The 22,073-nt window shown below is 71.3% G+C and carries 16 protein-coding genes and 3 pseudogenes; 7 read left to right on the forward strand and 12 right to left on the reverse strand.

Annotation, left to right across the window (positions count from 1 at the left end; translation table 11 throughout):
* Positions 1–13: 13 nt before the first annotated feature.
* Both ACIRVK_RS31605 and ACIRVK_RS31610 read right to left on the reverse strand, forming a co-directional pair.
* Positions 14–2,488: a SpoIIE family protein phosphatase gene (locus ACIRVK_RS31605; protein WP_404253108.1), complete on the reverse strand. Its 2,475-nt coding sequence runs from the start codon at positions 2,486–2,488 to the stop codon at positions 14–16.
* A 76-nt stretch (positions 2,489–2,564) separates the two neighbouring features.
* Positions 2,565–6,833 carry a HAMP domain-containing protein gene (locus tag ACIRVK_RS31610; protein WP_404253110.1) on the reverse strand — a complete coding sequence of 1,423 codons (4,269 nt, stop codon included), beginning with the start codon at positions 6,831–6,833 and terminating at the stop codon, positions 2,565–2,567.
* Positions 6,834–7,237: 404 nt separating this feature from the next.
* Between ACIRVK_RS31610 and ACIRVK_RS31615 the strand changes: the two genes are divergently transcribed.
* Positions 7,238–8,608 (forward strand): alpha-lytic protease prodomain-containing protein, encoded by a 1,371-nt coding sequence (locus ACIRVK_RS31615; RefSeq protein WP_404253112.1) that lies wholly within the window; start codon positions 7,238–7,240, stop codon positions 8,606–8,608.
* A gap of 290 nt (positions 8,609–8,898) precedes the next feature.
* On the opposite strand, the pseudogene ACIRVK_RS31620 reads toward ACIRVK_RS31615, so the two are convergent.
* Positions 8,899–9,015 (reverse strand): annotated as a pseudogene (locus tag ACIRVK_RS31620) (NAD(P)-dependent dehydrogenase); the annotation flags it as partial.
* A gap of 37 nt (positions 9,016–9,052) precedes the next feature.
* Positions 9,053–9,487, reverse strand: a complete 435-nt coding sequence (locus tag ACIRVK_RS31625; RefSeq protein WP_404253113.1) for an ANTAR domain-containing protein — start codon at positions 9,485–9,487, stop codon at positions 9,053–9,055.
* 203 nt (positions 9,488–9,690) lie between these two features.
* Here ACIRVK_RS31625 and ACIRVK_RS31630 point away from each other — a divergent pair, with 203 nt between their 5' ends.
* Entirely contained in the window at positions 9,691–10,650 is a 960-nt protein-coding gene (locus ACIRVK_RS31630) for a helix-turn-helix transcriptional regulator (RefSeq protein ID WP_404253115.1), read from the forward strand.
* 36 nt (positions 10,651–10,686) lie between these two features.
* Here the strand turns inward: ACIRVK_RS31630 and ACIRVK_RS31635 are convergent, their stop codons facing one another.
* Both ACIRVK_RS31635 and ACIRVK_RS31640 read right to left on the reverse strand, forming a co-directional pair.
* A complete protein-coding gene (locus tag ACIRVK_RS31635) occupies positions 10,687–11,841 on the reverse strand; it encodes a hypothetical protein (protein ID WP_404253117.1) in 1,155 nt (384 codons plus the stop codon).
* A 37-nt stretch (positions 11,842–11,878) separates the two neighbouring features.
* On the reverse strand, positions 11,879–12,328 hold the full coding sequence (locus ACIRVK_RS31640; protein ID WP_404253119.1) for a hypothetical protein: 450 nt from the start codon (positions 12,326–12,328) through the stop codon (positions 11,879–11,881).
* 374 nt (positions 12,329–12,702) lie between these two features.
* On the opposite strand from ACIRVK_RS31640, the gene ACIRVK_RS31645 reads away from it, so the two are divergent.
* A complete protein-coding gene (locus ACIRVK_RS31645; protein WP_404253121.1) occupies positions 12,703–13,191 on the forward strand; it encodes a hypothetical protein in 489 nt (162 codons plus the stop codon).
* An 81-nt stretch (positions 13,192–13,272) separates the two neighbouring features.
* The gene (locus tag ACIRVK_RS31650; RefSeq protein WP_404253123.1) at positions 13,273–13,749 is read left to right on the forward strand and encodes a pyridoxamine 5'-phosphate oxidase family protein; all 477 of its coding nucleotides are present in this window, start codon (positions 13,273–13,275) and stop codon (positions 13,747–13,749) included.
* A gap of 77 nt (positions 13,750–13,826) precedes the next feature.
* Here the strand turns inward: ACIRVK_RS31650 and ACIRVK_RS31655 are convergent.
* The 4 genes and pseudogenes from ACIRVK_RS31655 to ACIRVK_RS31670 all read right to left on the reverse strand — a co-directional run.
* Positions 13,827–14,090: pseudogene (locus ACIRVK_RS31655) on the reverse strand (hypothetical protein); the annotation flags it as partial.
* Between the two features lie 40 nt (positions 14,091–14,130).
* Positions 14,131–15,150 (reverse strand): ArsR/SmtB family transcription factor, encoded by a 1,020-nt coding sequence (locus tag ACIRVK_RS31660; protein WP_404253125.1) that lies wholly within the window; start codon positions 15,148–15,150, stop codon positions 14,131–14,133.
* 166 nt (positions 15,151–15,316) lie between these two features.
* A complete protein-coding gene (locus tag ACIRVK_RS31665) occupies positions 15,317–15,490 on the reverse strand; it encodes a hypothetical protein (RefSeq protein ID WP_404253127.1) in 174 nt (57 codons plus the stop codon).
* 22 nt (positions 15,491–15,512) lie between these two features.
* Positions 15,513–15,869: a PRC-barrel domain-containing protein gene (locus ACIRVK_RS31670; RefSeq protein WP_404253193.1), complete on the reverse strand. Its 357-nt coding sequence runs from the start codon at positions 15,867–15,869 to the stop codon at positions 15,513–15,515.
* Positions 15,870–16,048: 179 nt separating this feature from the next.
* Between ACIRVK_RS31670 and msrA the strand changes: the two genes are divergently transcribed.
* Positions 16,049–16,561: a peptide-methionine (S)-S-oxide reductase MsrA gene (gene msrA / locus ACIRVK_RS31675; protein WP_404253129.1), complete on the forward strand. Its 513-nt coding sequence runs from the start codon at positions 16,049–16,051 to the stop codon at positions 16,559–16,561.
* Between the two features lie 34 nt (positions 16,562–16,595).
* Here msrA and ACIRVK_RS31680 read toward each other — a convergent pair whose 3' ends face one another.
* Positions 16,596–17,462 (reverse strand): hypothetical protein, encoded by an 867-nt coding sequence (locus ACIRVK_RS31680; protein ID WP_404253131.1) that lies wholly within the window; start codon positions 17,460–17,462, stop codon positions 16,596–16,598.
* 369 nt (positions 17,463–17,831) lie between these two features.
* Between ACIRVK_RS31680 and ACIRVK_RS31685 the strand changes: the two genes are divergently transcribed.
* On the forward strand, positions 17,832–19,991 hold the full coding sequence (locus tag ACIRVK_RS31685; RefSeq protein ID WP_404253195.1) for a glycosyl hydrolase family 95 catalytic domain-containing protein: 2,160 nt from the start codon (positions 17,832–17,834) through the stop codon (positions 19,989–19,991).
* A gap of 48 nt (positions 19,992–20,039) precedes the next feature.
* Here the strand turns inward: ACIRVK_RS31685 and ACIRVK_RS31690 are convergent.
* A pseudogene (locus tag ACIRVK_RS31690) lies at positions 20,040–20,710 on the reverse strand (response regulator).
* Positions 20,711–20,921: 211 nt separating this feature from the next.
* On the opposite strand from ACIRVK_RS31690, the gene ACIRVK_RS31695 reads away from it, so the two are divergent.
* Positions 20,922–21,536, forward strand: a complete 615-nt coding sequence (locus ACIRVK_RS31695) for an ABC transporter permease (RefSeq protein ID WP_404253133.1) — start codon at positions 20,922–20,924, stop codon at positions 21,534–21,536.
* Positions 21,537–22,073 lie beyond the last annotated feature (537 nt).

Consider the following 22,073-nt stretch of genomic DNA (forward strand, 5'->3'; position numbering starts at 1 on the left):
CCTCCCGAAATGCCTACGCCACCCGGACCCCGACGACACAGGTGTCGTCGTCGGTGTCGGACCTGCTGTGGGTCAGCAGCCGGTCCAGTTGCTGGTCGAGCGTGGGCGGGACCGTGCGCGCCGCCGTCAGCAGCTGGGCCAGGGACTCCTCCACCGATCGGTCGCGGCGCTCGATGAGTCCGTCCGTGTACATGAGCAAGGTGTCGTCCACGGCCATCTGGATCTCGCGCTCCTCGTACGTCGCCTCGGGCACGGCGCCGAGCAGCAGTCCCTGGACCAGGGGCAGCGGTGCCGCCTCTCCGTCCCGTACCAGGACGGGGGGCAGATGACCCGCCCGGGCCCAGCGCAGGGTGCGCCGCTCGGGGTCGTACAGGCCGCAGACCGCGGTGGCGGTCACGGCGCCGTTGAGATGGTGGGCGACCATGTTCAGCCAGGACAGCAGCTGCCCCGGGCCGGCGCCCGTCACCGCGAGCCCGCGCAGTGCGTTGCGCAGCACGACCATGCTGGTGGCCGCCTCTATGCCGTGCCCGGCGACGTCGCCCACGCACAGCAGCACCAGCCGCGAGGGCAGGACGACCGCGTCGTACCAGTCGCCGCCGACCAGGTTCTGCGTCTCGGCGGGGCGGTAGCGCACGGCCACCCGCAGGCCCGGCGCCTCCAGCGGGGCCTGTGCTGGGGGCATGATGGCGTGCTGCAGCTGCAGGGTGAGCCGGTCGCGTTCGCTGGCCTGCTGCTCGGTGTGGGCGAGCTGGTCCCGGGTGGCGGCCAGGGCGACCTCCGTCCAGTGCTGGGCGGAGATGTCCTGGTAGGCGCCCCGCACGACGGACAGACGGCCGTCGGAGTCGAGGACCGGCTCGGCCACCACGCGGATGTGCCGGGTGACGCCGTCGGGCCGCTGCAGCCGGAAGGCGGTGGTCGCCGGACGCCGGTGGTGCAGCAGCGTGCGCAGGAACCGGCCGATCGCGACGGCGTCGTCGGGATGGGCGTGGGCGGACAGGTCCTCCAGCGGTACCGGAGTGCTCGAGTCGGGTTTGCCGTAGAGGTCGTAGAGCTGGCCGTTCCAGGTGATCTCGCCGGTGAGGAGGTTCTCCTCGAAGCCGCCGATCCGGCCAAGACGCTGGGCGTGCTGCAGGAGGCTCGCCAGGCGTGCCGTCTCGTCCTCGATGCGCCAGATGAGCAGGACACCGCGCCCGTGCCGGGTGATGCTGATGTCGGCGACCGCCGCCAACGGCACGTCGTCCACCAGCGCCGTCAGCCGCATCCTGCGTGCGCGGAAGGGCTCACCGGTGGCATAGACCCGCTCGACCTGCTCGAACAGTTCGCTCCCGCCGGCCGCCAACGGGTAGGCCTCCAGCAGCAGGGCGCCGCTGACCACGCCCCGGGGCCGGCCGGCGGGGTCCAGGAAGTGGCTGTTGACATGGTGGATGCGGAAGTCGACGAGGTCGCCGTCGGCGTCCAGGTGCGGTACGAGCACCAGAGCCGGGTCGTGCAGCCCGTCGGACAGCTCCATCAGCTCTGCGACGTCCGGCAGGACGCGGGGCCCGAAGCCGTCGTCGGCGCGCGGGAAGGAGGAGGTCTCCAGGGTGTGCGCGCACAGCTCGGCGAGGGCCTCGACCTGACGGACGATCTGCGGGGGCTGGGGTTCCAGCGGAGCGGGCCAGACGATCTCCAGCACCCCGTGGATGCGCCCGCCGGCCCCGGCCGGTACGGCGACCCGGCCGCCGTCCGGGTACTGGTGCCGGCCCAGGGAGGGCAGGCCGGTCTCGGACAGGCAGCCGATCCAGTGCCCGGCGCGCTCGCCGAGCCCGCGCCGCGCCACCGTCGCGACCCCGGGCGGCACGTACCGCCACCGCCCGGCCTCCGCGGCGGAGAAGCCGGCGCTGCCCGCCAGGGTGAGCGAGCCGTCGGGATCCAGCGCCCAAATGGCCACGGCCACCGCGCCGAGTGGGGTGAGGGCGTGTTCGAGGAGGGAGTCGGCGACGGCCTGGGTGTCCGGGGCGGCCAGCGCTCCGCTCTCGGCGGCGCGCAGCCGGACGGCGGAGGAGCCGCCCCGGTCGCCGTGGCCCGTGGTGGCCGCGAGGAAGGCGGAGGTGACCTCGGAGACCCGGTCCCGTGAGGCCTGGTTGATGACCTCGACGGCGAACTCCAGCGGCGTCACGCCCGCCTGCTCGGTCAGCTCGGCGAGCTGTCGTGCCGCCTGGGCCGGCCCGCATCCCAGCCGCTCGACCAGGATGCCCTTGGCCAGTTCGATCAGGGCACGCCCGTCCGCCTCGGCGTGCGCCGCCCGCACCTCGTGGCGCAGCCGCTGCACGGTCGCCGCGAGTCTGCCGACGGGGGAGGTGGGGCCGTTCTCCCCGCCGGCCGGCTCGTCGCCCTTGCGGGCGCCGGGCACCCCGGCGGGCCGGTCCGGGACGATCCGTTCGACGCCCGCCGTCGGGAAACCGGCGGACTGTCCGTCCGGTTCGGGCGGCTGCTGGAATTTGCTCACGGTTGACCAGTTCCTCGGCTCGGACATCCAGGGACCGCACGCGCCGGTCGGGCGTGCTCGGCGGTGGACCCGGCCGTCACTCGAAGAGCCGGCGCCGGACCCGGCCGATGAGGTCGTTGGCGTCGACGGGCTTGGTGATGTAGTCGTTGGCGCCCGACGCGAGGCTCTTCTCCTGGTCGCCCGGCATCGCTTTCGCGGTCACGGCGATGATCGGCAGCTCCGCGTACCGGGGCATCGACCGGATCTCCGCGGTCGCGGCGTAGCCGTCCATCTCCGGCATCATCACGTCCATCAGGACCAGGGCCACCTCCGGGTGGGCGAGCAGCATCTCGATGCCCTTGCGGCCGTTGTCGGCGTGCAGGACCCGGAAGCCGTGCAGCTCCAGGACGCCGCTGAGGGCGTAGAGATTGCGCGCGTCGTCGTCGACGACGAGGATCGTACGGCCCTCGTGGGCGTCGTCCACCACGTGCGCGGCCGTATGGTGCGGTTCCTCCGCGCGCACCAGGGACAGCACGTCGCCCGGCTCCTCGGCGGACAGGTGCAGGGTGATGCGTTCGCGCAGCTCGTCCAGGCTGGAGAGGAAGTCCAGCGGGCGGCCCGCCGCCCCGGCCCGCAGCCGCTGCTCGTACCCCGGATCCACCCGGTGGCCGGTGTGCACCAGCACCGGCACACTGGCCAGCGCCGAGTCGCCCTGCATGGCCTCCAGCAGACGTGCGCCCTCGTCGTCGGGCATGCCGAGTTCCAGGACCACGCAGTGGCAGGGCTCGGCCGCCAGCGTGCTCGCCGCCTCCTGCGCCCCGACGGCCGTGATGATGTCGATGGCCCCGTGCGGGTCGTCGGGATCGGTCGTGAGGTCCCCGACCGCCCGCTCGGCGACGAGGGTGAGCAGCCCCCGCGGGCGCTCCTCGATCACCAGTAGGCGCCGCCGACGCTGCCCCGACCGCTGGACCGCCGGCGTGGACGAGCCGGGTGGGACGAGCTGGTCGGCGGCCGTGGTGTCCGGCTGCTCCACCGGCCTGCCGGAATCCAGCAGGTCCTCGAAGTCGGCGCGGGCGACGGGCAGGTACAGCGTGAAGGTGCTGCCCTGGCCGGGCGTGCTGTCGACCGTGACGGCGCCGCCGAGCAGGTGGGCGATCTCCCGGGTGATCGACAGGCCGAGGCCCGTGCCGCCGTACTTGCGGCTGGTGGTGCCGTCCGCCTGCTGGAACGCCCCGAAGATCGTCTCCAGTTGCTGCTGGGGGATGCCGATGCCGGTGTCCTTCACCCGGAAGGCCACCACCGGGCCCCCGCGGTGCACACCGGCGGGTACCTCCCGGTCCGCGGCCGGCTCGATGCGCAGCTCGACACCGCCCTGCTCGGTGAACTTCACCGCGTTCGACAGCAGGTTGCGCAGGATCTGCCGCAGCCGGGAGTCGTCGGTGAGCAGGTCGGCGGGCGTGCCGGGGGCGGTGGCGACGGTGAACTCCAGGCTCTTCTGCGTGGTCATCGGCCGGAACGTCGCCTCGACGTACTCCAGCAGCTGGCGCAGCGGGACCCGCTCGGGGGCGACGTCCATCTTGCCCGCCTCGACCTTCGACAGGTCCAGGATGTCGTTGATCAGCTGCAGCAGGTCCGACCCGGCCGAGTGGATGATGCCCGCGTACTCGACCTGCTTCGGCGTGAGGTTGCGCGAGGGGTTCTGCGCCAGCAACTGGGCCAGGATCAGCAGGCTGTTGAGCGGGGTGCGCAGCTCGTGGCTCATGTTCGCCAGGAACTCCGACTTGTACTTGGAGGCCAGCGCCAGCTCCTGGGCACGGGTCTCCAGCTCCTGCCGCGCCTGCTCGATCTGCAGGTTCTTCGCCTCGATGTCGCGGTTCTGTGTGGCGAGCAGGGAGGCCTTCTCCTCCAGCTCCGCGTTGGAGCGCTGCAGTTCGTCCTGCTGCACCTGCAACTCCTCCGAACGCGCCTGGAGTTCGGCGGTCAGCCGCTGGGACTCGTCCAGCAGTTCGTCGGTGCGGGCGTTGGCGACGATGGTGTTGAGGTTGACGCCGATGGTGGGCATCAGCTGGCTCAGGAAGTCCTGGTGGATCTGGGTGAACCGGGTGAGGGAGGCCAGCTCGATGACGCCGAGGACCTGCTCCTCGACGACGATGGGCAGCACCACCAGCGCGCTGGGCACCGCTTGTCCGAGGCCGGAGGAGATGGTCACGTAGCCCGCCGGCAGCTCCTCCACGCTGATGGGCCGCTGGTTGCGCGCTGCCTGCCCCACCAGCGAACGCCCGACGGGGATGCGTTCGGGCCGCTCGCTGTCGTCGGGGTACCCGTAGGAGCCCACCAGCCGCAGTTCGGGGCCGCGCGCGCTGTCCTCCACCAGGTAGAAGGCGCCGTACTGGGCGCTGACCAGCGGCGCGAGCTCGTCCATGATCAGCTCGGCGACGACGGGCAGGTCGCGGTGACCCTGCATCAGGCCGGAGATGCGGGCGAGGTTGGTCTTGAGCCAGTCCTGCTCCTGGTTGGCCTGGGTCGTCTGGCGCAGGGACTCCACCATCGAGTTGATGTTGTCCTTCAGCTCGGCGACCTCGCCGGAGGCCTCCACCGTGATCGAGCGCGTGAGGTCTCCCTCGGCCACGGCGCTGGCGACCTCGGCGATCGCCCGGACCTGCCGGGTGAGGTTGCCGGCCAGCTCGTTGACGTTCTCCGTCAGCCGCTTCCAGGTGCCCTCGACGCCCTCCACCTCCGCCTGCCCGCCGAGCCGGCCCTCGCTGCCGACCTCGCGGGCGACGCGGGTGACCTCGGCGGCGAACGACGACAGCTGGTCGACCATCGTGTTGATGGTGGTCTTGAGCTCCAGGATCTCGCCACGGGCGTCGACGTCGATCTTCTTAGACAGGTCGCCGTTGGCCACGGCGGTCGTCACCAGGGCGATGTTGCGGACCTGGCCGGTGAGGTTGTTGGCCATGGAGTTGACGTTGTCCGTCAGGTCCTTCCAGGTGCCGGCCACGTTCGGCACGTGCGCCTGACCGCCCAGGCGTCCCTCGGTGCCCACCTCACGGGCGACCCGGGTGACCTCGTCGGCGAACGCCGACAGCGTGTCGACCATCGTGTTGATGACGTCCGCCAGCGCGGCGACCTCGCCCTTGGCCTCCACGGTGATCTTCTGCGAGAGGTCGCCGCGCGCCACGGCCGTGGCGACCTGCGCGATGGAGCGGACCTGCCCGGTCAGGTTGGACGCCATCACGTTGACGTTGTCCGTGAGGTCCTTCCAGGTCCCCGACACGCCTCGCACGATCGCCTGGCCGCCGAGGTTCCCCTCGGTGCCGACCTCGCGGGCGACGCGGGTGACCTCGTCGGCGAAGGCGGAGAGCTGGTCGACCATCGTGTTGATGGTGTCCTTGAGTTCGAGGATCTCGCCGCGGGCGTCCACGGTGATCTTCTGGGAGAGGTCGCCCTGGGCCACCGCGGTGGCGACCTGGGCGATGGAGCGGACCTGCCCGGTGAGGTTGCCCCCCATGAAGTTCACCGAGTCCGTCAGATCGCGCCAGGTGCCCTTGACGCCCTTGACGTCCGCCTGCCCGCCGAGCCTGCCTTCGGTGCCGACCTCGCGGGCGACGCGGGTGACCTCGTCGGCGAAGGCGGAGAGCTGGTCGACCATCGTGTTGATGGTGTTCTTCAGTTCGAGGATCTCGCCGCGGGCGTCCACGGTGATCTTCTGTGAGAGGTCGCCCTGAGCCACCGCCGTCGTCACCTGGGCGATGTTGCGGACCTGGGAGGTGAGGTTACCGGCCATGAAATTGACCGAATCCGTGAGGTCGCGCCAGACGCCGCCGACCCCGGGCACCTGAGCCTGCCCGCCGAGCCGGCCCTCGCTGCCGACCTCGCGGGCGACGCGGGTGACCTCGGCGGCGAACGACGACAGCTGGTCGACCATCGTGTTGACGGTCTCCTTCAGCTGCAGGATCTCGCCGCGCGCGGGCACGTCGATCTTCTGCGACAGATCCCCCTTGGCCACCGCCGTCGCCACCTGGGCGATGTCGCGCACCTGCGTGGTCAGGTTGCCCGCCATGGCGTTGACCGAGTCGGTCAGATCGGCCCAGGTGCCCGAGACCCCCGGCACCTCCGCCTGACCGCCCAGCGTGCCCTCGGTGCCCACCTCGCGCGCCACGCGCGTCACTTCGGAGGTGAAGACCGACAGCTGGTCCACCATGCCGTTGAAGACCGTGGCGATGTCGCCCAGCAGACCCTCGCCGTCCGCCGGCAGCCTCGTGCCGAAGTCACCGTCGCGTACGGCGGTCAGCCCGGCCAGCAGTTGCCGCAGTTCCTGTTCACCCGGGGCCCGGTCGACGACCTCGGCGGTCCTGCTCGTCATGCGCACCCCTCGTCCCGTTCCCCAGAGCCCTCACCTCGAGGGCCCGGAACCGCGCCGGGACCGTGCACGGCCCCGTCCCACCGTCCGCATTTCCGCAGGTTACGCAGCGGTCCCGATGAGAAAATCCGGTGAAGATTAACGCAGTTGCGGGGCGATGAACAAAGCCCGGACCGGTCTGCCGAGCGCACCGGAAAATTCCCGGCCGAAGTGGCATGGGAAGTCCGAGGCGGGGTACTCCCACAGATTTTGCGTCGCCGTCCGACCCGGCCGCGCGCTACTGCACATGCCACCCCGGAAGTCCCCCGAAGTACGCAAAAGGGCGGCCCCGGACATCCCCCACGCCGTCGGCGGCAAGGCCTGGTGATCGACGTACCGCCCACCCGCCTTCGAAGGAGACATGCCGCATGGCAGACAGACACCGCGCGGTCGGACGCAACGCCGCCCTGATCGCCCTCGGCGCACTCGTCCTGGCCGCGCTGCACCCGGCCGCATCCGCCGAAACGTCGTCGGACCACGCCCCCGCCCCCACGGCCGCCCAGACCCTCGGCGCGGACAAGCCGTCCCCGGAAGTGCTGCGCGCGCTGGAGCGGGATCTGCGACTGACGCCGGCTCAGGCGAGCACGCGCCTGGTCAACGAGGCCGAGGCCGACACCCGGGCGGGCCTGCTGCACAACGCCCTGGGCACCCGGTACGCCGGCGCCTGGGTCCAGGGCGCCACCGCGGCCGAATTGACCGTCGCCACCACCAACCGCGCCGACCTGCCCCGCATCAAGGCCCAGGGCGCCAGAGCGGCGGTCGTCCGCTGGACCCTGGGCGACCTGCGGTCGGCCAAGCGGAAGCTGGACGCCGCAGCCACCCGCGTGAGCACCGCCGGCACGCCCGTGTGGTACACGGACGTCCGCACGAACCGGGTGGTGGTCGAGGCCACCAGCCGGGCGGTGGCGACGGCGTTCGTCAAGGCGGCCGGCGTTTCGACGGACCGCGTCCGCATCCGCCTGTCGGCCCACCGGCCGCACCTCCTGGCGGACCTCCTCGGCGGCGACGCCTACTACATCGACGCCACCGCACGGTGCTCCATCGGGTTCTCCGTCACCAAGGCGGCCCAGCAGGGCTTCGTCACGGCCGGCCACTGCGGCAAGCCGGGGTCCAGGACCGCCGGATCCGACAAGACCGACCAGGGCACCTTCCAGGCCTCCACCTTCCCCGGCAAGGACATGGCCTGGGTGGGCGTCAACGCCAACTGGACCGCCACCCCCGACGTCAAGGCGGCCAACGGGCAGGAGGTCCAGGTCGCCGGCTCGGCCGAAGCGCTGGTCGGCGCGTCCGTGTGCCGCTCCGGGTCCACCAGTGGCTGGCACTGCGGCACCATCCAGCAGCGGGACACCACCGTGAGCTACGCCGAGGGCACCGTCGACGGCCTGACGCGCACGGACGTGTGCGCCGAACCCGGCGACTCGGGAGGCCCGTACGTCGCGGGCGTCCAGGCACAGGGCACCACCTCGGGCGGCTCCGGCGACTGCACCAGCGGCGGGACCACCTTCTTCCAGCCCGTCAACCCGACCCTCAGCGACTTCGGCCTCACGCTGAAGACCACCGGCCAGACGTCCGCGGCCGGCCAGAACAGCGGGACGACCGACGCCTGGAGCGCGGGACGCGTGTACGAGGTGGGGACGACCGTGACGCACGGTCAGATCCGCTACCGGTGTCTGCAGACCCACCAGGCCCAGAACGTCTGGGCCCCCGACGTCACCCCCGCCCTGTGGCAACGGGTGTGACCTGCCGGACTCGCCCTGAGCGCGGCCTCGGGTGGCCCCGCTGTGGAAGTACATCGGGCCCACCGGACGTCGGCCCACCGCAGCCCGCCGTGTGCACCTGCCGGTGCCTCTGCCCGCGCCGCAGTACGGGACGACGTACCGCACCGAGCGCACGCTCCAACGGTGAACCGCCGGGCTGCAGATGGGCTTCGAGGGCGAGCCGGTCCTCGGTGAGCGGTGTGCGGCGCAGAAGGCTCGGCAGCAGCAGATCGCCCGGCAGGTGCCCTCCTCGGAATGTCGCAGCGGACGGCCACGGCCTTGCGGCCCGCCAGGCGGCCGGAGCCGCGATGGGACTCCTCGTCGTGATCGGGCGGCGGATCCATGGGCCCGGTCCAGCCCGGGTGCGGCTGGTCCTGAAAGGGGAACTCGCCGAAAAGCCGCCTGCACCCGCACGGCCGTGGCCGGCTACAGAGGACGACCGCAGTCGCAGGCCTGCGCGGGGTCACCGGGGCGTGAGGCGCCGCTCGCTCGCGAACCGGGTGCCGCCTGCCGACAGCCGCGCCGGGCGCTCGCGTCCTGCCCGAGCCGGGAGTCGGTGCGCGGCCGGCGGCGCCGGGTGGTGACCACCGCCTTGTGCAGAGCCGAGCGGATCGCGTGCGGAAGCTCTCCGTCCTCGGCCCACCGCAGGACGTGCTGGGCGATCTCCCGCAGCTTGATGTTGGTGTGCTGGGAGACGGTCTCCAGCACCTCCCACCCCTCCTGCGACCGCAGACCGGCCGAGCCCATCAGCACTCCGATCGCCTGGTCGACGGCGGCATGCGAGACCAATGCGTGACGCAACTGGTCGATCTCCTCCTCAAGGGCGGCGATCTTGTCGTCCGGATCGTCCGCTGGTGCCATGTACGACTGCCCTTTCCGTTCCCGCACGGTGCGGCACCTCCGACGGACGCCGGTACCGTGCCGCTCCGCGTCCACCCTGTGTTGCGCCGATCACGGGAGGCCAGCCGCGTAACGAAGAATGTCCGGGGCAGTAGCCAGGAAACGAAAACTGCCTGGTCGAGCCCGCGTCGGGGCCGTTCGCGGGAGCGAGGAAGGAGGCCTGCGTGCAGACGTTCACGTTCGACAGCGACGACCTGGGCCGGACCGAGGAGTTCCTCAGCCGCGCCTACGCCAGGATGACCATCGGCAACGGCAGCCCGGACAGCAGCAGGGCGCGGATGAGCCGAGGCGTTCTCGGACCGGTCAGCGTCGACGAGCTGGACTTCGACTTCGACATGAGTTACGCGGTCACGCCGCTCGGGCGGATCTGCCTCGGTCTCGTGCACGAGGGCACGATCCAGGACCACCGGTACCAGGGAGTCGAGGACGCCTTCGGCCCGGGCGACGTGGTGTCGTTCGCGCCGCCCGAGTTGCCGTACGCGGGCCGGATCTGCAGCGCCCGCTACAACATCACCATGCTGGATCCGGCCGTGCTCACCCAGGTCGCCGCCACCGACGACCGGACCGACGGCTCGCCGGTCCGCCTGACCGGGCACAGACCGCACTCCCCGGCCGCGGCGGAGCGGCTACGCCACACGATCGGCTACCTGCGCGACAACGTCCTGGCCGACCCCGCCGTCGGTGAGCACCCGCTGATCGTCTCCACCGCCGCGCAGCACCTCGCCGCAACGGTGCTGTCGACGTTCCCCAACACCGCCCTCGCCGACCCCACCGCGGCCGACCGGCGCGACGCCCACCCCGCGGCCCTGCGCCGCGCCCTGGACTACCTCGACGACCACGCGGCCGAGCCCGTCACCGTCGCCGACATCGCCGCCGCCGCGCATGTCACCGTCCGAGCCCTCCAGTACGCCTTCCGCCGGCACCTCGACACCACCCCGCTCGCCCATCTGCGCCAGGTCCGCCTGTCCCACGCCCACCAGGACCTGATGAACGCCGACCCCACGCAGGGAGCCACCGTCACGGAGATCGCCGCCCGGTGGGGTTTCCACCACGCCGGCCGCTTCGCCACGCTGTACCGCGAGGCGTACGGCTCCTCACCGCACCGGACCCTGCGGGAAGGGTGAACGGGGTCCGGTGCGGCTCGGTGTCGTGCGGTGCCCTCAGCAGGTGGGTACGTCGGGCAGCTTGTTGCCCGGATAGCTGAGGTAGATGTTGGTGACGTAGCCGCCGTACAGGGGCAGATAGGCCCACCAGTCGTTCGTGTACTGCCCGATGGTGACCTGCTCGCCCTGCTTCTGACAGCCGATCAGGGCCTCGACCCCGGCGGGCAGCCTGGTCAGCACCTGCGAGCTGGTGCTCGTGCCGGCGCGGACCTGGACGTGGGATCCCCAGGTGCCGTACCAGGCACCCGGGCGCGGCACGGCACCGGGGACGTTCAGGGACCGCACCACGGTGTCGAGGGCGCTGTAGGCGGCGCCGAACGACGTGCCCTGCGGGTGGAGGGTGAAGACGGCGACGATCGACCGGTCGCCCGCCCCCACGGTGCCCGTCGTGTGCAGGGCGGGCCGGGCGAGGTCGACCCCCGCGGCCGGCGCGGTCGCGACCCGTTCGCCGCGGGCGGCGGAGGCCGTCGTGTCGGCGCAGTCACTGGTCGCGCCGAAGCCGGACCAGCCCTGCTTGACCGCCCACGGCTGCTGGAACGAGGCCGGGATGCCGAAGCGCTGGTCGAAGCCGTCGACACCGCAGCGCGTGGAGGCGCGCAGGTCGCCCATGACGATGTCCCGCAAGGCGCTGGGAGAGCTGTCCAGGATCCAGCGGTAGACACGTACGGTGTCGGCCGCCGACAGCGCCGTGTAGCCCCAGTAGCCGGGGTAGTCCGGCGGCGGGTCCGCGGTGTCCGTCAGACCGAGGCGGGACACCATCCGGTCGATGATCGCCGAGCCGCCGTCCTCGGTCCAGTAGTCGTCCGCCACGGAGTCGTCACTGGAGCGCAGCATGGAGTCGAGGCGGGCGCGGTCGTCCGACGGCAGGGTGTAGTCGGGACCGTGGTCCCACAAGCGGTCGAGAGCGATCAGGATCTTGACCACCGAAGCGGAACGGAACTGCAGGTGGGCGTTGTACTGCTCGGTGAACGAGCCGGTCTGACGGTCGTAGACGGCGACTCCGGCGGTGACGCCCGCCGGCACGCTCACCGACGCAGCCCGCGCGGGCGAGGCGGCCTCGGCGCGGGCGGGCACCGCGGCGAACAGGGCGGCCGCCAGCACCAGCCAGGCGGTGACGAAGGATAACCCGAGGCGCGATCTGGGATGGGACATGTTCGGCACGAACGACTCCCTGGTCAGGTGGGGCGGGTCAGCAGTTGCGGACGGACCAGACGGGGCCCCAGTCCTGCGTCCCCACCTGGGGCGGGGAGAAGGCCCGCAGGACGTTGCCGTTGGCGTCGTAGAGGTACGACGTCACGGACCCGGTCTGCTTGTTGAGGTAGTAGCCGTCGCCGTTCCAGTGGGACAGTGAGTAACGGGCGCAGGTGTAGAGGAAGTAGACCTTCCACTTCGACACGGTCGGGTCCCACACCTCGAGGCACAGGTTGCCCGGTGAGCAGGTGAACGTCTCGTCGTCCGCCCGGTAGATGTAGTCGGCGGCCGGAGAGATCGTGGGGGAGAGGGCGGCCGCGACCTGGACGTGGTCGGCGGCGCGGGGGACAGGGGCGGTGGCCGCCTGGGCCGGTGCGGTGGCGAAGAGGGCCGTCAGCAGGCAGGCCAGTACGCCGATGGTGCCGGGCAGGGAGCGCTTGGCGCGCATGGATGAGACCTCCGTCGGAACGGCAGCGGGATGTCGTACAGCGGCACGGTTGTGCCCTGAGGGCGACCATCGCCGACCGGGCCCGCACGTCAGAAGCCTTTCGAACGTGCTCGAAGGGCCGCCGCCCGCGCACCTGGCCGCCCCGCTCCTGTTCCCGGCCAACTCGCCCAGCTAGAAGGCCTGTTATGACGCGGCCAGGCCATCACGAGGGCTTGCTCACGGCGCACTGCCCTCGTTGACACCCTCCGTACGGACGGCCACCGTGGTCCGGTCAAGCGATGACCGAGCGTGCCGGGGGTATGGCTGCCGGACCGCGAGAACCACGACACGTGCATGCGCGATCAGCGTCATGCCGAACGGGAGAGTGTCGAACCGTGCGTATCACGCGCTCACTTCTCGGGCTGGCCGCGACCGTGACGACGGTGCTGGCTTCGGTCCTCGCCGCCGGAACGGCCCAGGCGGCTCCGGTTCCTCACGGCAGCTCGGGCGGTCAGGTCATGACCATGCCCGCGGCGCCGGAGGGGGCTCACCCCGCGTCGCTCCTGGCCGTCGCGCCCACCGTCTCGCCGGCCGTGCGCACGGCCTACGCGGGTGCCGGCGGAGGCGTGTACTGCCAGAGCGGCTACTTCTGCGCCTCGGTGTGGGATCCGACGGCCGGCCAGTTCAAGATCTTCTTCTTCTACTCCTGCACCCGGTACACCCTCTCGAACTGGATCGACTGGGCAGAAGCCCAGAACAGCCAGACCGAGGGCGCGACGGCCCGTCTCTACGGCTTTGGCGGAGGCGTCCTCCAGACGATCCCGGCCGACAACGCCGTCTACGCCGTGAACTGGACGCCGGTCTACTCGATCCGCAACTGCTGAGTCGCTGAGTGGTTCATCGGTCGCAGGGAGTAGGTCTCCCGCCCCATGCCCGCTCTGAACCTGATGGCTAGGGTCGTCCCCGTGCAGACCTCGGGGATCGTTCACCGCAAGGCGGCGGAGCGGAGGCGCGACACTCTGGAACGGCTCCATGCCGAGCGGGACATCTGGGTGGCTACGGCACATCCCGCTCACGGACCTCATCAGGTGCCCCTGTGGTTCTTGTGGGACGGGCGAGCGGTGTGGATGTGCACCTCCGCCACTTCGGCGACCGTGCGGAACATCCGCGAGGAGCCACGGATACGCCTGGCGCTGCCGGACACCGTCGACGTGGTGCTTCTCCAGGGTGAGGCAGAGTGCTTCCCGGACCGGGAAGTGCCCGCTGACGCAGCGGCCGCGTTCACCGCCAAGTTCGGCTGGGACCCGCGCGCGGAGGCGGGTCCCCATGTCTATGTGCGCGTGGTGCCGAAGAGCGTGCACGCTTGGCGCGGCGAGCCGGAACTACGCGGCAGGGTCATCATGCGCGGCGGGACGTGGGTGGAAGAGGGCCACACAGGCTGAGCCGGGCAGAGAGACCCCTCGCCGTAAACCGGGGATGCAACTCCTGCTCCTGAGACCGGGGTTGGTGGACCCGGGTCGGTGATCTGATCGTCGACCCAGACGAACGGACGTCCCGCCGCAGCGCGGACCAGGGCCCGCCTCTTCCAGTTCAGCGCGCCCACCTCGTACTCGGTCGCCCACATGAGCACACAGGGCAGGGCCGGCAGCCGCGGGCCATGCGTGGATCGATGTTCGCCAGGACGGTTTGCCACAGGGGCCGAGGGGAGCCGCGCTCCCGTAAAGGGCAGGAGCGTTCCATCGACATCCAGGAAGAGCAGCGGGCGCTGCGGATGATCGGCCATACCCGCACGCCAGCCTCTCGGCGCCCGAGCGAGCAGTTCGTCAGGGCGTTGCAGTCGACCCCGTCCCCAGTCGTCCGCCCGGGGCCGTGTCCAGGAGTCTGTGGCCCATCGGTGTCACCGAGTGGCGGACGAACTGGCCCTCCCGGCGGCTGGCCACCAGGCCTCCGTCCCGCAGGACGGCGAGCTGGTAGCTGGCGCTGGGCAGGGCGATACCGACGGCCTCCGCGACCTCGGAGGTGGTCGGGGTGCGGCCGCGGGCCACCTCGGTCAGCACGAAGGTCCTGGTGCGGCCCAGCAGACGCTCCAGGCCGTCACCGTTCACAGCGGCCTGGTCGAACGGCCGCGTAGTGACCGGGTAGACGAGGACGGGGCCCAGTGCGGGGTCGGCCAGGGCGGTGGGTCGGCCCCAGCAGAAGTAGGACGGGATGAGGAGCAGCCCCCGGCCCTGCAGGTGCAGGTCCTGGGGGACGGGGAAGTCCACCTCGAGGACGGGCGGATTCCACTGCACGAGCGGACGCAGACTCGCCAGCAGCGCGCGGACACCGCCGTCGAGCAGAACGCGGGAGCGCAGGTCCACCTCGTCGTCGACGGCTCTGCGGACCTGCCGCCAACGCGGTTCGAGCAGGGCCCGGAAGGTGACCTCCAGCGCCTTCACCAGGGCTGCCATGCTCCGGTCCCCGGGCCTGCCGAGAGCCGTGGTCCACGGTGGCAGCGGGCGGGCGCCCGCCAGTACACCCAGCTCGTGCTGGAGGCGGCGGCGCGGAGTGGCCCGTACCTGCTCCAGGCGCGCGGGCAGGCCGCCTTCGCTGACGGACGGAGTGAGGAAGTCCGGGATGTAGCCGAAGGGCGGGACGAGCGTCCGCACCATGAGCAGGGCGCGACGGGCCTCCAGGTCCCGGGCCGCCCGTTCGCGGACGTCCCTGCGCCACGCGCCGAACTCGAGCGGGCCTTGACCGGTCTCCAAGCGACAGGCCGCGCAGACGAGTTCCCACAGGGGATCGGGCCGACGGGCGATCCGGATGTTCTGTAAGTCCGGCGCCGTGAAGTGGATGCGGAGCATACGGCCTCTTTCATGGTGGTGGGGGGTTGGCCGAGGCGATGCGCGGTGCGGGTCGTCAAGAGGTACGGGTCATCAAAGGTGACGACTGACAAGTCCCCTTGGTTGGTTGCGCTGTTGACCCGATCGCGCACAGCGGACGTCGGCTCCACCGGCACACGGAAAGAGGTCAGCGGGCGATGCGGCGCCTGCGGCCTCCGTTGCGGAAGCGCACGGCCCCATAGGCGAGGTCGGCGAGCAGCACGACGACGCCGATGATCAGGAGGTAGAACAGCCCGTGCGCAGCGAATCCGATGATGCCCAGCACGAGGGCTATGAGGATGAGGAGCAGGAAGAGACTCATCGGCGCTCCCGGCGGTGTGGGGTCAGCGGCGGCCGAGGCGGCGTTCTCCACCGGCCCCGGTCGTGTACTCGAGGTCGTAGTGCGCGAAGACCTCCGGCTCGTCGGTGGCCGGCAGTTCGCCGTCGGTCTCGATCGTGGGGGCTTTCCTCACCAGGTCCTTGGGATGGACGACCTTGAGGTATCCGGGTCCGACGGTCGCCCCCGTGAGGGGCACGAACACGAGACGGCGGCGGGTGGGCAGACCCACGGTGACCGTCGCGAAGAAGGGCTCGTCGGTCGCGGTGTCGACGTAGACCGCTTCCAAGCTGCCGATCTTGTGGCCGCGGGGGTCGACCACGTCGTGTCCCCGCCATTCACGGATGTCGCCTGCCTCGAACATCATCAGCCTCCGCTAGAGGGGGTACCCCCTCTGAGGAAGGGTGATGTCTGCGCGGTGACGCCGCAAGGCGGAATTGTTAGGGAGCCCTGAGCGCTGTGGTAGGCACAAGGACCACACGCCGACGACACGGCACGCGATCAGCGCGGGTGACCGAGGCGACAGACATGGGAGGAGCCGACATGGCGGCACAGACGCAGCGGGCCGTGCTGGCGGGCGGATGCTTCTGGGGCATGCAGGACCTGATCCGCCGGCTCCCGGGCGTTACGGCGACCCGGGTGGGCTACACCGGGGGTGACGTGCCGAACGCGACGTACCGTAACCACGGCACCCACGCGGAGGCCATCGAGATCCTCTTCGACCCCGAGGTGACCGACTACCGCGCGCTGCTGGAGTTCTTCTTCCAGATCCACGACCCGAGCACCAGGAACCGGCAGGGCAACGACATCGGTCTCAGCTACCGCTCGGCGATCTACTACGTGGACGACGAGCAGAAGCGGATCGCCGAGGACACGATCGCGGACGTGGACGCCTCCGGCCTGTGGCCCGGCAAGGTCGTCACCGAGGTCGAGCCGGTCGGCCCGTTCTGGGAGGCCGAGCCGGAGCACCAGGACTACCTGGAGCGATACCCCGACGGCTACACCTGCCACTTCCCGCGCCCGGGATGGCGGCTGCCCGCCCGCACGGAGAGCTGAACCCAGGGTCCTCGGCGCCGGCGTGGCCCGGGGATCACACAGTGGTGTCCGTGAGCCCCACCGGATTTCCGGACGGCAGCAGCTCGGCCTGGCGCACCGCGGCGGTCAACGGTTCGAGCAGCTGGGCCAGGCGGGTGGTGCCCTCCTGGCCCAGGGCCGTCCATGGGCGTTCGGCGAGGGCGTCGGTCTGGGCCTCGACGGCGTCGTGCGCGGCAGTGCCCGCGGCGGTCAGCGCGCCCTTCTCGTCGAGCCAGCCGCGCCCGCGCAGGTCGGCCTCAGCGGCTTCCCAGTCCACCGCCTCCCACTTGCGGCCCGTACGCAGCAGTGCCGCGTCGGATTCCCCGGCCGCCGCCTTGACGACCATGGCCGCCACGGGGGAGAGCCGATGGCCGACCAAGGTGGCGACATGCCCGTCACCCCGGTGCTCGCGCAGCGTGGTCAGGGCCTGCCAGAGCCGCGCGTGCGGCAGGCGCGGCCGGTCGAGGGCCTGGTTGGCGGCAGCCAGGGGCCGTCCGGCGGTGTCGGCCGCGGAGGCGGCTCGCCAGGCCAGGTCCGCGGCCTCGGCCAGGTCCGCCGGGGTGATGACCTCGGGGCCGAAGAGGCGCCTCATCGCCGATTCCATGGCACGCTGCCGCGCCACCAGGACGTCCTGCGGGCCGGCGTACCGCCAGGCGTCCGGCAGGGCCCGTCCCACCCGGTCGGGATGGAAGACGTAGAAGCAGGCGGTCACTACGGAGGCGGGTACCGCGCCGAGGGGAGCGGACCGCAGGGCGAAGTAGCTCATCCAGAACCCGCGCATGCCGAGCTCGTCCGTGGCGCTGCGGGCCTCCGGGGCGAAATAGAGCAGGTCATGGACCGGTTCGAGCCGCTCCCACAGGGCACGCGCCGTGTTCGTCTCCATACCGGACAGCATGGGTTATGACCACCGTCATAACAAGTGGTTCGTACGGAATTCCCAGTTCGGGATGTCGAGCGCGCCTCCCTCGATACATCGGGTCTCTCTCCATGTATTGACGCTCTCCTGAAGCCTGTCTAAGTTGCCTCGCGGGATAGATCCGATGAATCACCTGCGTCGTCTGGAGGCAATGTGCCTGACCCATCCGTGCCCGACCCTTCCAGACGCGCCGTCCTCACCACCGGTTCCGCTCTCGGCGGCGCCCTGCTGACGTCGAGTCTCGTCACCACCCCGGCAGCGGCCGACGAGGCGCAGCAGGCATCGGCCGGCAGGCCGCCCTCCGACCCCTGGCAGGCCGTCCTCGACGACGCCGACATGGTGTGGCAGCGCATGCCCGCGACCTGGTACGAGGGCCCCTTTCTCGGCAACGGATTCCTCGGCTCCGGCATCTACGCCGAACCGGGCGCCGCCACGACCGCCGTACGCTTCAACGTCCAGCATTCCGAAGTGCAGGACCACCGCCCCGAGTTCGGCTCCCTCTTCGGTCTGGCCCGGCTGCCGATCGGGTACTTCACCCTCGAGCCGGTGGGCGCGATCACCGGCGTCGACTGGCGACTGTCGCTGCACGACGCCGAGTTGACCGGAACGCTGACCACGCAGAAGGGCACCTTGTCGCTGCGGGCCCTGGTCCACAACGACCGGTCGGTGCTGGCGGTGGAGGTGACACCGAGCGAGGGCGAGCGCGGCTTTCGGTGGGTGTTCCACCCGGCCGACGCGATCAGCCCCCGGGCCGCCTTCAAACCACTGCCGGACGGCTACCAGGGCAACCCGCCCGCCCAGGTCGCCGACCACGACGGGGTCAGCGCCGCCGTCCAGCCGCTGTTGTCGGGCGGTCAGCACGTCACCGCTTGGCGGGAACGCTCCGCCGGCCGGACACGGACCCTTTACGTCCACGTCGCGCCCTCCTATCCGCGGACGACGGCCCTGGGCAGGGCCCTGGCCACGATCCGCGCCACCTCCTGGCTGCCCTACTCCGCGCTCGCCCTCACCCACCGCGCCTGGTGGCACGCCTACTACCGCAAGAGCTTCCTGTCGCTGCCCGACGCCCGCATGCAGCGCTTCTACTGGATCCAGCTCTACAAGGCCGCCTCCGCCGCCCGCCGTGACGCCCCCGTCATGGCCACCAGCGGCCCCTGGCTGGAACCCACCCCATGGCCGAACACCTGGTGGAACCTCAACGCGCAGCTCGAGTACTGGCTCATCCACGGCTCCAACCACCTCGAACTCGACGCCCTCACCAGGGCGTTGAGCGAGTTCCGGGACAACCTGGCCGCCGAGGTCGCGCAGCCGTACCGGACGGACTCGTTCGGCATCCCCCGCACCACCGACCCCCAGCTGGTCAACGGTGCCGCCGGCACGCTCACGGGCTACGGCGTCGGTATCCCCGGCCAGGACCCGCCGACCCCCGAAGTCGGCGACCTCACCTGGGCGTTGCATAACGTCTGGCTCAGCTACCGCCACACGATGGACCGGTCGATCCTGCGGGACGTCCTGTTCCCCCTCCTCCGCAGGGCAGTCAACTACTACCTGCACTTCCTCGAGCCCGGTCCGGACGGCAGGCTTCACCTGCCCGCCACGTTCTCCCCGGAGTACGGCGAGGACTCACGGGACTGCAACTACGACCTGATGCTGCTGACCTGGGGCTGCCGCACCCTGGTCGAATCGGCCGAACTCCTCGGTGTCGACGATCCGTTGGTGCCGCGCTGGCGCGAGGTCCTGGCGAAGCGGGTGCCGTATCCCACGGACGCCAACGGCTTCATGATCGGCGCGGACGTCCCCTTCGCGAAGTCGCATCGCCACTACTCGCACCTGCTCGCGGTCTACCCCCTCTACGAGGTGACCGGCCGCACCCCCGACGAACGGGCCCTGATCGAGAAGTCGCTGGCCCACTGGGTGGGCTTCGAGGGCGCTCTGCAGGGCTACACCTTCACCGGCGCGGCGTCGATGTCGGCGCTGCTGGGCAAGGGCGACGACGCGCTGCGCTATCTCGGTGAACTCATGACCCGGTTCATCAAGCCCAACACCATGTACCAGGAGTCGGGCCCGGTGATCGAGACGCCCCTGTCGGCGGCGCAGTCCCTGCACGACATGGTCTGCCAGTCCTGGGGCGGTGTCATCCGGGTGTTCCCCGCGCTGCCCGCCGCCTGGGCGGACCTGGTCGTGCACGGCTTCCGCACCCAGGGTGCCTTCCTGCTGAGCGCGCGCCGCCAGGCCGGCACCACCCGCTGGGTCCGGCTGGTCAGCGAGGCGGGCGCCCCCTGCGTCGTACGGCACGGGATACCCGGACCGATCGACGTACGCGACGCACACGGCCGTGCTTTGCGGTACACGAACGCCGGCGACGGCGCGATCGAGGTCGAGCTGCACAGGGGCGATTCCGCCGTCGTCACCGCCCGGGGTGAGCACCCCGACCTGACCGTGACCCCCGTACCGCCCAACGCCGACGCACCCCGCTGGGGGCTGCCTGCCACGTGACGCCGGGGGCCGGACCGGCCGCCTGGGCAACCGTCCGTGCGGAGCCGCTCAGCCCGTCCCCGGCACGATCAGCCCTGTCTCGTAGGACCGACGACGGCCTGGGCGCGGTCGCGGAGGCGGAGTTTGGCGAGGATGCGGGCCACGTGGGTCTTCACGGTCGCTTCGCTCAGGCCGAAGCGGGTGGCGAGTTCGGCATTGCTGAGGCCGGTGCCGAGGGCCCGGAGGACTTCGAGCTCGCGCGGGGTGAGCACCGACAGGTCGCGGTGCAGCGCGGGGGCCGGGCTCTCACGGGAGACGAAGCGTTCGACGAGGCGCCGGGTGATCGCCGGGGCGAGCAGCGCGTCCCCGGCGCGGGCGAGCCGTACGGCGGCGACGAGGTGCTCGGGGGTGACGTCCTTCAGCAGGAAGCCGCTGGCTCCGGCGGTCAGAGCGGCGTACACGTAACGGTCCAGGTCGAACGTGGTCAGCATGATCACGCGGGGTGGGTCCGGCAGCTCACCGGAGAGGATGCGCCGGGTGGCCTCCAGGCCGTCGGTGCCCGGCATCCGGATGTCCATCAGGACCAGGTCGGGTCGGGTGCGGCCGACCGTGTCGACCGCCTCGTCCCCGTCGCGGGCCTCGGCCACCACGTCGATCCCGTCGGCCGTGAGGATCATGCCGAAGCCGGTGCGGACGAGCGCCTGGTCGTCGGCGATCACCACACGGGGGGCCGCTGTCACGCGGGCTCCTCGACGGGGATGACGGCGCGGACCTGGAAGCCGCCGGTGGGGCGCTCCCCGGCATGGAGGGGTGAAGGTCGGCAGGTTCTGCCTGTGGAACACCGCCGGCAGGAGAGCAGCGGTCGGCAGGGCGACGAGCGTGCGCGCCCGGTACGGACTGTGGACCGCCGCGCTGTAGGCGGCGATCACGCACGACAGGAACGTGTACACGGTGGCCTCGCCGCCAGAGGTCCTCACCTCGGCCGCCACCCTCACGGACCTGGGGCTCGACGCCAGGCCGACCCAGTTCTACGTGCAGCCCGCTCCGGGCGGTGACCTGTCGTCCTACCTGGCCTCGCTGAACTCGGCGCTGCAGCCGACCGGTGCCGTCGCCGGGACCGGTGGCACGAGCACGTCCGGGGTGATCGTGGCCATGGACGGCCTGATCACCATCCTCACGGTGATGCTCGTCGTGGTCGCGGGCCTGGGCGTCCTCAACACGGTCGTCCTCGACACCCGTGACCGCGTCCACGACATCGGTGTGATGAAGGCCGTGGGGATGACCCCCCGCCAGGTCCTCACGATGGTGATCACCTCGGTCGCCGGGGTCGGCCTGCTCGCCGGGATCCTCGGCGTGCCGCTCGGCATGGCCCTGCACCACTTCGTCACGCCGCTCATGGGCCACGCCGTCGGGATGACCCTGCCCGCCTCGGTCATCGCCGTCTACCGCTCGCCGACGCTCACCCTGCTCGCCCTCGGCGGCCTGGTCATCGCGGTGACGGGAGCCCTTCTCCCGGCGGGCTGGGCGGCCCGGGCAGCGACGGCGACGGCCCTGCGGACCGAGTGACGCGGTCGGCGAAGCGGGCCTGCCGCGGCCGGCGAGTCCGGCCGCGTGCATCGGGCCCGGGTTCCCAACGGGCGGGAACCGGAAGGCCGATGAGGCAGCGCCTATCGCTGCGAGCCAGGAGTGAACCGCCGGGCTCATCCCATCGGACGGACGCCGAAGCCAACGCTCGGTTCAGCGCACCGAGCCGTTGACTCGGGGCCGTCGGCCGCTGGGTGCCGCGGCCGTGCTCGAACGCAGCGAGACCGGGGGCGCCAACAGGATCTGCCGAGGTGCCGCACACAGTGCCGGAGCAGGCCCCGCCGGACGGGGACAGCAGCACATCGAGGTCCCTGCGCGCCGCGGCGTCGACCACGACACGGTGCTGCATGACACGCCCGCACGCCGGGCGATCTCCTCCCGGCGAGAGCGAACCGATTCGACGCAAGCGCTTCGACGGGAGCCCACGACCGGCGGTGTTGGGAGCCAGGGCGTCCTGCGGAGCGAACGCGGGATCAACGCTCCTTTCCGGCCGTAGGGCGCACCGCGTGGCCCGCGGCG

The organism is Streptomyces sp. NPDC101152, from assembly GCF_044768275.1.
Classification (GTDB): Bacteria; Actinomycetota; Actinomycetes; order Streptomycetales; family Streptomycetaceae; genus Streptomyces.